This is a genomic window from Paenibacillus sp. HGF5 (assembly GCF_000204455.1).
GTDB lineage: Bacteria > Bacillota > Bacilli > Paenibacillales > Paenibacillaceae > Paenibacillus_AQ > Paenibacillus_AQ lautus_A.
Genome location: NZ_AEXS01000038.1, coordinates 87,400 through 99,642, shown reverse-complemented (window position 1 = coordinate 99,642; position 12,243 = coordinate 87,400). Strand labels below are relative to the sequence as shown.

General features: G+C 51.3%; 10 protein-coding genes and 1 pseudogene. 7 read left to right on the top strand and 4 right to left on the bottom strand.

The genetic code is table 11. From position 1 onward, the window contains the following. The 4 genes and pseudogenes from HMPREF9412_RS07085 to HMPREF9412_RS07070 all read left to right on the top strand — a co-directional run. Positions 1-458 (top strand): annotated as a pseudogene (locus HMPREF9412_RS07085) (ABC transporter ATP-binding protein); the annotation flags it as partial. After that, positions 455-1,186, top strand: coding sequence for a hypothetical protein (locus tag HMPREF9412_RS07080; protein ID WP_009590692.1), 732 nt, complete (start codon positions 455-457; stop codon positions 1,184-1,186). The pseudogene HMPREF9412_RS07085 and the gene HMPREF9412_RS07080, both read left to right, overlap by 4 nt. Before the next feature lie 79 nt (positions 1,187-1,265). Then, positions 1,266-1,730 (top strand): hypothetical protein, encoded by a 465-nt coding sequence (locus HMPREF9412_RS07075; protein ID WP_009590626.1) that lies wholly within the window; start codon positions 1,266-1,268, stop codon positions 1,728-1,730. 67 nt (positions 1,731-1,797) lie between these two features. Then, the gene (locus HMPREF9412_RS07070; protein ID WP_009590661.1) at positions 1,798-2,724 is read left to right on the top strand and encodes an S-layer homology domain-containing protein; all 927 of its coding nucleotides are present in this window, start codon (positions 1,798-1,800) and stop codon (positions 2,722-2,724) included. Between the two features lie 199 nt (positions 2,725-2,923). On the opposite strand, the gene HMPREF9412_RS07065 is transcribed toward HMPREF9412_RS07070, so the two are convergent. Then, positions 2,924-5,029 carry an ABC transporter ATP-binding protein gene (locus tag HMPREF9412_RS07065; protein WP_009590657.1) on the bottom strand — a complete coding sequence of 702 codons (2,106 nt, stop codon included), beginning with the start codon at positions 5,027-5,029 and terminating at the stop codon, positions 2,924-2,926. Further along, positions 5,030-6,787 carry an ABC transporter ATP-binding protein gene (locus tag HMPREF9412_RS07060; protein ID WP_009590643.1) on the bottom strand — a complete coding sequence of 586 codons (1,758 nt, stop codon included), beginning with the start codon at positions 6,785-6,787 and terminating at the stop codon, positions 5,030-5,032. It abuts the gene before it with no gap. Positions 6,788-7,371: 584 nt separating this feature from the next. Between HMPREF9412_RS07060 and HMPREF9412_RS07055 the strand changes: the two genes are divergently transcribed. Both HMPREF9412_RS07055 and HMPREF9412_RS07050 read left to right on the top strand, forming a co-directional pair. Beyond that, entirely contained in the window at positions 7,372-7,677 is a 306-nt protein-coding gene (locus tag HMPREF9412_RS07055; protein WP_009590696.1) for a HesB/YadR/YfhF family protein, read from the top strand. 46 nt (positions 7,678-7,723) lie between these two features. Next, positions 7,724-8,173: an NUDIX domain-containing protein gene (locus tag HMPREF9412_RS07050; RefSeq protein WP_009590665.1), complete on the top strand. Its 450-nt coding sequence runs from the start codon at positions 7,724-7,726 to the stop codon at positions 8,171-8,173. 139 nt (positions 8,174-8,312) lie between these two features. Here HMPREF9412_RS07050 and HMPREF9412_RS07045 read toward each other — a convergent pair whose 3' ends face one another. After that, a complete protein-coding gene (locus HMPREF9412_RS07045) occupies positions 8,313-8,825 on the bottom strand; it encodes a hypothetical protein (RefSeq protein ID WP_009590651.1) in 513 nt (170 codons plus the stop codon). A gap of 250 nt (positions 8,826-9,075) precedes the next feature. Between HMPREF9412_RS07045 and HMPREF9412_RS07040 the strand changes: the two genes are divergently transcribed. After that, positions 9,076-10,821, top strand: a complete 1,746-nt coding sequence (locus HMPREF9412_RS07040) for an ABC transporter ATP-binding protein (protein ID WP_009590722.1) — start codon at positions 9,076-9,078, stop codon at positions 10,819-10,821. An 80-nt stretch (positions 10,822-10,901) separates the two neighbouring features. Here HMPREF9412_RS07040 and HMPREF9412_RS07035 read toward each other — a convergent pair whose 3' ends face one another. Then, on the bottom strand, positions 10,902-12,194 hold the full coding sequence (locus tag HMPREF9412_RS07035) for a DUF6080 domain-containing protein (RefSeq protein WP_009590676.1): 1,293 nt from the start codon (positions 12,192-12,194) through the stop codon (positions 10,902-10,904). Positions 12,195-12,243 lie beyond the last annotated feature (49 nt).

Here is a 12,243-nt window from a genome sequence, read left to right as displayed (position 1 = left end):
TTCTGGATGAGCCGCTTTCGGGATTGGACGAGTCCTCCCAGATGGAGATGATCGGCATTCTGACCGAGATCAAAAGACAAGGAACGGCTATCGTGATGTCCGTTCACGAGCCGCTGCTTATTGCTTCGCTGGCTGACCGGGAGACGCGGCTGCGGCAGGGGCGGATCGAGCGGGACGGATTGCTTGAAAGGAGTCCGCATTTAGAGCGGATGAAGCTGGAATTCACGCGCGTTTCGCCAGACAACATGCTGGAGCTTGAACGCCGCCCCGGGTTTCTCTATTGGATATCCAGAGGCAACCCGGCATCGATGATGGTTACGCGGCAGGCAACGGACGACATGCTGCTGGATATTTTGCAGTCTGGCGGTTCGCTGATACGGCTTGAGCCTTGGCGCGGGGAGATGAAAGAGCCCGATCACCCCGGTTCGGGCAAGCCTATGGAGGGGGAGGGAGCATGATGGGATCCCTGATTCGTTACTTGCTTGCCAGTTACACAAGATCTTATCGATACTTCGCTCCGATTGCATTCATGCTGATCTCGGTGGTGTTCCTCTACTCCTACCGGCCTAACCCGATCATGGACAGTTATGCCGTGACGGCAGCCTTTCTGTTTGTCGGCTCAGCTTGGCTGGGGTTGAATTTCCACAATCACGATCAAGGGCGTCAAACGATGCTCCTTATTGTTCACAGCGGCAAGGCCCTACGATTTTATGCTGCCCAATATATCACGGTAAGTCTTCTGTCCATCCTATTCAGTGCATTCGCTGTCCTTTATCCCGTCGTGTTCGGGATGTTCGATAAGCCGATTACATTCTACGAGCTTGCACTTGGTTATGTGGGACATGCCGCAATGTCCTTGCTGGGCATTTCGCTGTCCTTATTCTTTCAGTTCGGCTTCATGGAGAACCAGGGAAGAGCGGCAGGGTTACTATTCATCGTGATCATTGTTTCCTTGGCCGGTCAATCCATTGTCCAGTTCGATCATGCTTATTGGGGAGTCATCCCTTACTTGCTGCCGCCTGTCTCCGTCATGATGGACCTGTTCATGCATGCCGACGAGCGGTCACCGGCCGTCAAACTCCTGACAATCGCCTATTCCTTCATCTACGGATTTATTTTACTGGCTGTTTATCTATGGACGGCCTCCCGCAAGGATGCAGCCTCCATGATCCGAAAAGTAGGTTGAAGTAGGAGGAGTCTTCCTTTACCATAGGAATATACACAAATAGAAACGGTAAAGACAGCCAATACTAGAGGAGGATACCATGAAACAAACTCGACTGCTGGACAGTGACCACTCCAAAGAGCTGTTTGCCTATTTCGGATTAGCGGTGTATTATTCACAGGCCCTTGAGCAGCAGCTCGCGAATTTGTTGATGCTGATCAAGCTTTCTCAAGGAAATGTGCCTTCAGAGGAAGATTTCACCGAATTATATCAGCGGAAACTAAGCAGCTCCCTGGGCCAGCTGGTCCATGAGATCCAGCATTACTTTCCGTTCTCCGAGGAAGAGACGCTTCAATTAAAAGAAGTATGGAAGCAGCGAAACTATATCGTTCATGATTATTTCAAAGAACGGATCCATGAGACGTTTAGCCCGGCCGGCCGTTCCCGAATGATACGGGAGCTGACGGCATTTAAGGACCAAGCCCAAGCGCTGGAGCAGAAGCTTCAGGGTTACTCCCGCGAGATGTACGTAAAGCTGGGCCTGGATAGCGAAAAAAGCGTGTAGAAGAAAATGCGCTTCAGATGAAACATATTCCAGCACCTCTGCGTCAGGAATAATAGGAGGTGTAACTATGAAAAAAACAACCAAATTATTAACCGCTATGCTTGTCACTTCGTCATTGCTCGGTGCCGGCGCCGCCTCTGCTTTTACGGATATACAAGAGGAGAAGCCATTGCAAATGGTGAAGGAACTGCAATCGAAAGGGATTATCCAGGGCATCAGCGCCGACAAATTCGCTCCGTCCAAGACGATAACGACCGCTCAGGCAGTGCAGATGGTCGTGAATGCAGCCGGCCTGGAGGTGCAGCCGAACTTTACGGGCCGCTCGTTCGACAGTGTTCCGAAGGATGCTTGGTTTGCCGAAGCCGTGAACATTGCGGCTCAGAACGGATTGTCGGTATCCGCGGACATGAAATGGAATGAGCCGATCACGCGAGAAGGGTTCGCGACATTGCTCTCGGAAGCGATTCAGAAGACCGGGAATTATCCCGTGATCATGATGTATTTGCATGTGGCCGACGAGGATCTGATGAAAGAGGAGAGCCGCGGGGCCGTGCAATTCCTGCTGTTAACCAAAATCGCGAAGCTGGACGCGAACGACAAGTTCCATCCGACGAAGAGTTTATCGCGAATCGAAGCGGCAGAGCTCGTATACAATTCCATTCGATTCATTGAGGAGCATCAAAAGAACATGATACCCGAAAAGCCGGACCAATCTGAACCGGATGTAAGCACAAGCGTCGTCAAGGTGGACGAATCGCAGAATAAAGTCACGGTAACCAAGGAAGATCTGCCGAATCCGGGTTATGGCATTAAAATTACTTCGGTCGACTATGTTAGCGACACCGAAGCCGTAATCTACTTCAAGGTTGTGCAACCCGATCCGGACAAAATGTACCCGCAAGTCATCTCAAAATCGTCCGATGACGTACTCGTGCCGTCCAAGTACACCAAAATCACGGTCAAAGCAGCCGGTACTCTTGATTCGGCAAAGTAATTCTTGTTATGTACCTGCAGAATACGATGTAAAAAAGAAGGCTGTCCCCAAGCGAATGTTACATTCGACAGGGGACAGCCTTTTTAAAGTGTCAGAAAGTATAAACTTACAAGCCTGGACCTTCCGGATATCGCAAGAAAAACTACGATTTAACCGCGGTCTGTCTTCATATGACTGCGTTAGCTTCGCCTTACGTGGTCTATAAATGCCCTCCGGCCAAGTTGCTGTTGGAAGCGGCCAGCACCGTTTCCTTATTCTCTGGAACCGAAGCCGAGCTTCCTTGCTGGAGCTGGTACATTTTAAAGTACCTTCCGCCCAAGGCCATCAATTCGTCATGGGAACCCTGTTCCACGATTTCTCCGCGGTGAAGAACCAGAATCTGATCGGCGCTGCGGATCGTGGATAAGCGGTGAGCGATGATAAACGTTGTACGTCCACGCTTCAGAACCTCCAGCGCGTCTTGGATCAAGGCTTCCGTTTCCGTATCGATGTTAGCGGTGGCCTCATCAAGGATCAGTATGGCCGGGTTGAACGCCAATGCACGGGCAAACGAGATCAACTGGCGCTGACCGGCGGAAAGCGTGCTGCCTTTCTCCAGCACCGGCTCATCAAAGCCTTGCGGCAGATGGGCCAGGAGCCGATCTGCACCTACGTCGCGAAGGGCCTGCTCTACCTGTTCCCGGGTAATGTCCGGATCGCCCAGGCTGACGTTGGATGCAATGGTGCCGGTGAACAGGTACGGATCCTGAAGCACGATTCCCATATGCTTGCGGAGCCACTGCTTCGGAATATCGGTGACAGGCTGACCGTCAATCGTGATGGTGCCTTTTTGCGGGTCGTAGAAACGGAACAGCAGATTGATGATGGAGCTTTTGCCCGAGCCCGTATGCCCGACAAGCGCAACCGTCTGTCCTTGCTTCGCTTCAAACGAAATGTTCTTCAGCACGTAGTCCTTCTTGTAAGCGAACGATACGTCCTGAAACTCCACATTCCCCAAATATCGCGGCATGGAGCCGTCCGTTACTTTTTCGCCCGTTTCATCCATCAGCTCGAATACCCGCTTGGCGGAGACGATGGAGGTATCGAGCGCGGCCAGCTGGTTGACCATGCCCGTAATCGGCTGGAACATGCGGCCGAGCAGATCGACGAAGGCGTACAGCACGCCGATCGAAACGATCCCGGCACCGTTCAGCGATGCCGAACCGAAATACCAGAGCACGACCACAAAGGAAACGTTACGCAGCACATTGACCAGGTTGTGCGTGGTGAAGGAGTTCAGATTCAGCATTTTGTTCTGATGGGCCATGTAATCCGCGTTTAGTGCCTCGAACTCGTCCTGGGTCGCTTTTTGGCGGCGGAATACACGGATGATAGCCATACCCTGTATGGATTCATTGATAATGGCGTTGATCTCGCTCAGACGGGAGCGGATAACCGTATTGTATTTGGTTGCGAATTTACGGTACAGGATGGTCCATACAATCAGCATCGGGATGACAAACAAACTGATCAAGCCCAGTCTGACGTCCAGAAGGAACAGGGCGACATAAACACCCGTGATATAGACGGCGCCGGAGCTGAAGTTGGATAAAACCGCAACGAACAGGTCCTTAACCGCTTCGGTGTCATTCGTTACCCGGGAAACGACTTTGCCAGCCGGCAGATTATCGAAGAAGTTGACGGGCAAGCGCTGTATATGGGCATATACATCGGTACGCAGCTTCTGGATGACCCGATTGGCTGCCGATTGGAGCCAGTACGTTCTGCCGAATACCGTTATCATGGAGATCAGAAGGCAGATCAGGAACAGGCCGACGAGTTTATAAATGCTGGGCAGCTCGGGTTTGTAAAATTCAAACAGCTGTTCCTTGGTTAATTTGACGGCCGGGTATTGCAGCTCTTCCGAGACGTAGGAAATCGTCAATACGCCATTCTGGAAGGAACGGTTTCCCTCGGTTCGGGTTACCGGCTCATCAATGAAATAGAAGCTGCGGCCTGCCTGAACGAGGCGCACTTCCTGACCTCGCGTCTCACTTTCCTGAAAGCGATCCTCACGTTTATAATAAGTTCCATTATAGGATGCGGCACCCTGAGCCTGCGTCGTCTCATAATAGGGACGCTCGATGCCCAGGATATGCTCGTCGATCATCGTTTTCGCGATGAAGGGTCCTGCCAGCTCGGCGGCAACGCCGATGGCCAGCAGAATCAGGGCGGTGATGAAGGTGCCCTTAGCCGTTAAGGCATAACGGAAGAGCCGTTTGGCAATTCCGGATTCATTCGAGATGGTTGTATCGCTTGGAGTCAATTAAGACACCTCCTCCGAGGTCAGATTGTTTTCCACCTGCTGGCGTTCGAATTGCTCGCGGTACCAGCCGCCGAGTTCCAGCAGTTCGTCATGGGTTCCCTGCTCCGTGATTCGGCCGTCCTCCAAGACAACGATTAGATCGGCATGCTGGACCGCCGAGAGGCGATGGGTGGAGATCAGGGTCGTTTTACCGGCGCGCTTGCTCCGGATATTATCGATGATTCTGGCTTCCGTCCGGGCATCTACCGCGGACAAGGAATCGTCCAGAATCAGGATTTCAGGGTCGCCGATGAAAGCCCGGGCCAGGGATACCCGCTGTTTTTGCCCGCCGGACAGCGCCACGCCTTTTTCGCCGACAATGGTATCAAGACCATCGGACAGGGTGACCAGATCGCGGTCAAACGCAGCGGTCGTAATCGCCTCCATGATCAATTCGTCGCTGGCATCCTTCTTGCCGAATTGGATGTTCTGGCGCACCGTCTTGGAGAACAGGATCTGCTCCTGCGGCACATACCCGACCCAGCTGTGGAGCTGATCGGTCGCGAGCCTCTCCATCGGCACGCCGGATATGAGGATATCCCCGGTTCCGGTAGGATATTCATGCAGTAGCTGCTTCAGCAGCGTCGATTTGCCGCTGCCCGTGCGTCCTACAACGCCCAGCGTCTGCCCTTTTTGCAGCGTAAAGCTGATATTTTGCAAATTTTCGATCGTTGATGTCGGGTAACGGAAGGTGACATCCTTAAATTGAATCGTGTCTGGAACCTTCACGTCTACGGGGTCTGCGACGTCGGCAACATCCGGCGGCGTCTTCAAGGTTTCGTTGACCCGATCCAGCGATGCGTTACCCCGCTGCATGATATTGATCAATTCCCCGATCGCAAACATCGGCCAAATCATCATCCCGAGGTACATATTGAACGATACGAGATCTCCGAGCGTGATTTGATTTTGGAACACGAGGTACACCCCGTAGGCCAAACCGATGACGTAGCTGAGACCGATGGAAAAATTGATGGTCGGCTCGAATAAGGCATCCACTTTGGCAACCGCCAGATTTTTACGATATACGTCATCCGTAATATCCTGGAAGCGCTGCTGATCGGCGCGTTCCTGCACATAAGCGCGGATGACGCGCACGCCGGCTACGGATTCCAGCACCTGGTCGTTCATGTCTCCGAAGGCATCTTGAGCCAGCGTATAGCGCTTATGAATGGCTCTTCCGTAGATCACCATGCCAATGGCAATGATCGGCATCGGCAGAATCGCAGCCAGCGTCAGCTTCCAGCTGACGATGAAGCCCATGGCGAACAGGACGACAATCAAGTAGATGGTGGAGTCCGTCATGACGAGCATGCCGAAGCCGGCGGTTGCAGCCACGGAGCGAAGGTCATTCGTCGCTTTGGCCATCAGGTCCCCGGTACGGTTGCGCTCGAAAAACGGAGGAAGCATCCGCAGCAAATGGTTCATGTACCGGGTACGGAGAAGGCGTTCCACGAGGTTTGCGCCTCCGAATAATCGGTGCATCCATATGTACGTGGCACAATAAACGACAGCAACAATGCCGAGAATCATGAGCAGGTATTGGACGAGGGACGCCCAGGTTATGGAACTGCTGACGATATCGTCAATCGCGTTTCCGAGCAGGAGCGGCGGCAGAAGCTCAACCAATCCGCAAAAGATGAGCAGCGCCAGGCCGATCAAATAACGTTTTTTCTCACGCTTGAAAAACCAGCCTAAATTTTTAAGTACGGCAAACACATTATCCCTTCCTTTCATATCGTTCTGGCATCATATCATCCACAAAAACCAAAAAAAGCACATCATCCGACGACGGACGATATGCTTCATTAATTTTGAACTTATCATACGCACGGTGATCATGACTTCCGCGCAAAGGTCAGCTGCTTCGTTCTAATTCATTCCGACAACGAACGAACGAGGCTTGATGATGATGAGACAGCACCAGCGGGGAGTCGATCCATATTGAATTGTAGGGAATGATGATCCAGATGATCTTTATCCATCGCAAACAATTTCAGCATGTCACTCACCCTTTCTTCGTCATTTTACATTTTATTCAAATCGATCTCGTATGGACTGAATTTTATCACCATGAACTGGAATGTGTCAAACTTATTTTTTTGGATCCTCGCGAGTCATTCTTGTAGTGAAGGAAGGCCGGAACCTTATGTCACTATTTAATTATCAAAATGATTTGTATCCTAGCGTGCGTATGCGTTATGATAATATTGCAGCTAAATTTGGATACCGTCCCTATGATCTCCGGTCTGCCAAATAGATAGGGATCAACATAAAATAACGTCTAAGGAGGTGCACGACACATGCAAATTCAAGTCAGCGATCAGGCAGCACGTTGGTACAAGAAGGAACTTGACCTTCAAGCCGGCACGTTCGTTCGCTTCTTTCCACGCTATAGCTCAGGCGGCGGGCTCCATCCCGGCTTTTCGCTCGGTATTTCGGTAGAAGAGCCAAGGGAAGCGGGACTGACGGAGCGTTCGGAAGAGGTAACTTTCTATATGGAAGAGCAGGATCTGTGGTATTTGAAAGGGTATACGCTACGCGTGAAATATGAGGAATCCTTGGATGACATTTCGTATATTTATGAAGAAGAGGGCGCAGTAAATTAACCTGATGAGAGACTGCAGCGCCATCTAGGGAAAGGAGGTTCCCAAGATGAGCGTATATCACCGTGATATTCGCCAGTATATCGGCAAACGTTCGGTGGTCCGTGTGAAAGCGGCGGTGCTTGTGCTGAACGATAACGGAGAGATTCTGCTCCTGAAACGTCAGAACAGGGACGAGTGGGGACTTCCGATCGGAAACCTGAAGCCCGGCGAAGCTCTTGAAGACACAGCCTCCAGAGAGCTGTGGGAAGAGAGCGGCCTGACCGCGGACGATATGCGACTCTTGGACCTTGTATCAGGTCCGGAGTATATGAAGAAGCAGCTTGGTGGAGATGAGGTATATTATGTAATCGGCGTTTACGCGGCAACCGGTCTGCACAGCGCCATTCATTTGTCTCCGAATACGGAAGTATCTCTTAAATATTTTGATTTCCAGGCATTGCCCGCTATGGATGCGATCACGATCCGCTTGCTGGATAAGATAAAAAAGAAGAGCTGAGGCTCGTTCGTGGCGGCAGATGTGCATGCTTTAAATTCCCCGCACGGGGAATTTTTTTCGGTCAACATGAGGAGTCCCTGCCCCATTCAAACCGGGGAAGGGACTCCTTTTGCCTTGTGTAAGCATGTACACAGGATACTTACGGCTGCCCGGATAACGGGACCTCCAGTGCAAAGTCAAAATCGTCGATATCATAGACCTGTACGGGAAGAGCGCTTTCAACGATGCGCTGAATCAACTCGTATTGATCCGTCAATATGGGAGCCTCCGCTTTTTGGGAAGCCAGCAGCAGTTCGGTCTCAATGGGATCGAAGGACTCTCCGTACGGTGCGGTGTCCATGGTGTTCATGACCGAGACCCGAGTGGTTTCGCTAACGGGAATGGTCGGGCTTTTGGACCAGGGAACCTGGAGGGCCCGCTCGATTTTCTTTTTGTTCAGCGGCTCTTCGAAATACGATATCAATTCGCCGATCTTTATTTTGACGTGCTGGTCATCAGCACTGCTATTCATGAGATGTTCCTCCGTTGTATGAAGCTCATATAATTCCAAAATCGTGGTATATGGAATGATGTATTCGACGGGTTTGGGTGGTACTAACAGCTGACCGTAAATGGCCAGCATGACCGCCTCCGTCACGAAAATTCTGGTCATGACTAAATCCTCCTGCAGACATGATACATTTCATGAGTTTAGAACTAATAAAGCATTGAAGCTCTCAAATGTCAACTGCTCTTCGTCTGTCACAAGATGGATGTCCCTTGAGAAAGACCTCCATCGTTGTACCTTTACTGAAGGCAGACAGTGTTTAGAAGGGCGTTTTTCTTGCGATTATCGAAGGAGTTCACCTTCGCAGAAAACGTTGTGCATTCTATAATCTGAAGAAAGGGGCTGTGATTCACCTTTGAAGTCATGGAAAATCTATTATCCGTTCGTTAAGCCGTATATGAAGTGGATCATTCTCACCCTCATCATCGGCATGATCAAATTCGCGATCCCGTTATTGCTGCCCATGATCATGAAATATGTCGTGGATGATCTGCTGATCAATCAGCAGATGAGCATCGAGCAGAAAATCCAGGATCTGATGTGGATTCTTGGAGGGACGCTGGTGCTGTTTGTCATCGTTCGCGGTCCGGTGGAATACCTGCGGCAGTATTTTGCGCAGTTCATTACGAGCCGTATTTTGTTTGATATGCGTAACCGACTGTATGCGCATCTGCAGCGGTTGTCCCTTCGTTACTACCAGAATACCAAGGTAGGCGAGGCAATATCGCGTTTTATCAATGATGTGGAGCAATCGAAAAACCTGGTGGAAGTCGGTATGATGAACATCTGGCTGGATATGTTCACACTGCTGTTCGTATTAGTGGTCATGTTCTTCATGAATCCCGTTTTGACGCTGGTTGCCATCTCGATTCTGCCTCTCTACGGACTAGCGGTGAACTTACTCTATAAACGGCTTAAGCGCTTGACCAAAGACCGGTCGCAGGCTCTCGCGGGCATTCAGGCATACCTGCATGAGCGGATTCAAGGGATCTCGGTCATCCGAAGCTTTACCCTGGAGCGTTATGACCAGAAGAAATTCGAAGGCATCAACGGAAATTTCCTGAATAAAGCGATGGCCCAGACGCGCTGGAATGCGCTGACCTTCTCGGTGATTAACACGCTGACCGATATTGCGCCTATTCTGGTTATCGGGTACGGGGGCTACCGGGTGATCCAGGGAGATCTGACATTAGGCACGTTTGTTGCCTTCTTCGGTTATCTCGACAGGTTGTATGCGCCTCTTCGCCGCCTGATTAACTCTTCAACGGTGCTGACGCAGGCCTCAGCGTCGCTGGAGCGGGTCAAGGAGCTTATGGACGAGCCGTATGACATCGTGGACCGTCCGAATGCCAAAACGCTCAAGACCGCGGGACAGATCGAATTCGACCGTGTTTCCTTCAAATACAATGACGCTGCGGGATGGGTGCTTCAAGATATTAACCTGACCATTCAGCAGGGACAGACGATTGCGTTCGTCGGCATGAGCGGCGGCGGCAAATCGTCCCTGATCGGACTGATTCCGAGATTCTACGATGTGCAGCAGGGCGCTGTGAAGATTAACGGCCACGATGTCAGGGATTTGACGCTGGACAGCCTGCGCGGATCGGTGGGCATGGTCCTGCAGGACAACTTCCTCTTTAGCGGCACCGTCCGTGAAAATATTCTGTTCGGCAATCCGGAGGCGGATGAAGCTGCGATCGTCGCCGCTGCCCAAGCCGCCAATGCCCATGACTTCATTACCCAGCTGCCGCAAGGCTATGACACGGAAGTAGGCGAACGCGGCGTCAAGCTGTCGGGAGGTCAGAAGCAAAGACTGGCGATCGCCCGCGTCTTTCTCAAGGATCCGGACATTCTGGTGCTGGATGAGGCGACCTCGGCGCTGGATTTGGAGTCCGAGCATCTGATCCAGCAGGCGCTGCAATCCTTATCCAATAACCGCACCACATTGATCGTCGCCCATCGTCTTTCGACCATAACGCACGCCGATCAAATCGTTGTGCTGGAGAATGGAAGAATTACGGAGCAGGGCACGCACGGCGAGCTGATGACTCTGGATGGAAGCTATGCCAGACTGTACAACGTGCAGCATTTGGAGACTTAATTACAGGAAAGACCCGTCCTTCTTAGGCATGGCATTCGGCCATGCTTCAGGGGACGGGTCTTTTGATATGTTTACCAGTCTTATTTCTCGATATGTTTGAACACCGTGTCATAGGTCGTCTGAATATAGTCCAGAGACTGACCGTGCAGCACGATATTGTTGACCAGCGTGATGAGCAGGAACAGCGCCATGACGCCGGTGAGGACTTGTTGAAGCCGGAGGCTCTTCGTTTTGGCAATGAACAGAGCAGCAAGCACGAACAGCGCAAACAGATAATGTCCTGCGTAGAGGTAGAGATCGTAAGCATATGTGGCCAATCCGAACCCCACGATGATGTGCAGCAGAATGGCAAACAGAATATAGATGGAAAATGCCCAGGTATCGCGGGAACGGATGCCCTTGATGAAGGACAGAACAGCCAGGAGCAGTACCCCGATCCCGACGATATGGACATGGATCGGATACGGTTTGGCCAGATCTGTCACGAACGCTGCGATTCCCGGATCGATCATGGCAAGCTCAGGCGACAGGATCGGGCTTACAAACAGCATGTAGAAGACCCGGGAATGATGCTCCCATGAGAAGGGCGAAACATAGCTGAGCGCACCGTTCTGCACGCTTGAAAACACGTTCGCGATCCATGACCTACCGGAGAACAGCAAGTGCTGAAGCAGGGTGACGATCACCACCATCCCCAGAAAAATCAGCATAATGATGATAAACCTTTTGAACGTATCCATTCGGCGTCGATCGAACAGGCTGATCAGCAGCGCTCCCGCGAACGTTGCCACATTCGTGGACGTGATCCCGAAATTAATCAGGGCCAGGGAGGCACTCGGCATGACGGCATACCGGTCCTCCAACCGGCTGTAGTGCAAATAAGCGGCCGACAGAATGATCATGAATTGGGCATACGCGTATGAATCCGGAATGAATGCCGTGAACAGCGAATATGAGCTGATACCGAAGAAAGCCGCCGTTACGAAGGACAGCAGCCAGCCGGCTCCGCTTCGCCGAACGATGTAATAAACCAAGGCTGCACTAAAGGCGTTCAAGACGGATTGAATCAGAAGATAAGGGAGGTTGGAGCTCCCGATCATCGTTGTTAGCGGACTCGTCAGAAAATTAATGAACGGATGGATGATCGAAATATTTTCCGGTCCATACTCCATCGAGGGGTCGAAGTTAAATAGATTCAGCGTAAAGGGCGCACCGTAGAAGGGACTGTGAGGCATCAATTCGGCTGCGTGATCCTTGATGTATGTCACAAAGGGAAGGTTCATGAACACATACCATAAGGCAAGGCAGACGCTTAGCCCGACCGCCGTGTAATTATCTTTTCGATTTCCAAATAAATAACTGAAAAAATTCATGTTTTTCGTTCCACCAATCTATCCGTGATATGTATTGAAATTCGGCCTG

Excerpts from the sequence above, each read along its gene's own strand:
- HMPREF9412_RS07070 (WP_009590661.1), top strand. The coding sequence starts at position 1,798 with ATGAAAAAAACAACCAAATTATTAACCGCTATGCTTGTCACTTCGTCA.
- HMPREF9412_RS07050 (WP_009590665.1), top strand. The coding sequence starts at position 7,724 with ATGAGCGTATATCACCGTGATATTCGCCAGTATATCGGCAAACGTTCG.
- HMPREF9412_RS07055 (WP_009590696.1), top strand. The coding sequence starts at position 7,372 with ATGCAAATTCAAGTCAGCGATCAGGCAGCACGTTGGTACAAGAAGGAA.
- HMPREF9412_RS07075 (WP_009590626.1), top strand. The coding sequence starts at position 1,266 with ATGAAACAAACTCGACTGCTGGACAGTGACCACTCCAAAGAGCTGTTT.
- HMPREF9412_RS07080 (WP_009590692.1), top strand. The coding sequence starts at position 455 with ATGATGGGATCCCTGATTCGTTACTTGCTTGCCAGTTACACAAGATCT.
- HMPREF9412_RS07035 (WP_009590676.1), bottom strand. The coding sequence starts at position 12,194 with ATGAATTTTTTCAGTTATTTATTTGGAAATCGAAAAGATAATTACACG.
- HMPREF9412_RS07045 (WP_009590651.1), bottom strand. The coding sequence starts at position 8,825 with ATGACCAGAATTTTCGTGACGGAGGCGGTCATGCTGGCCATTTACGGT.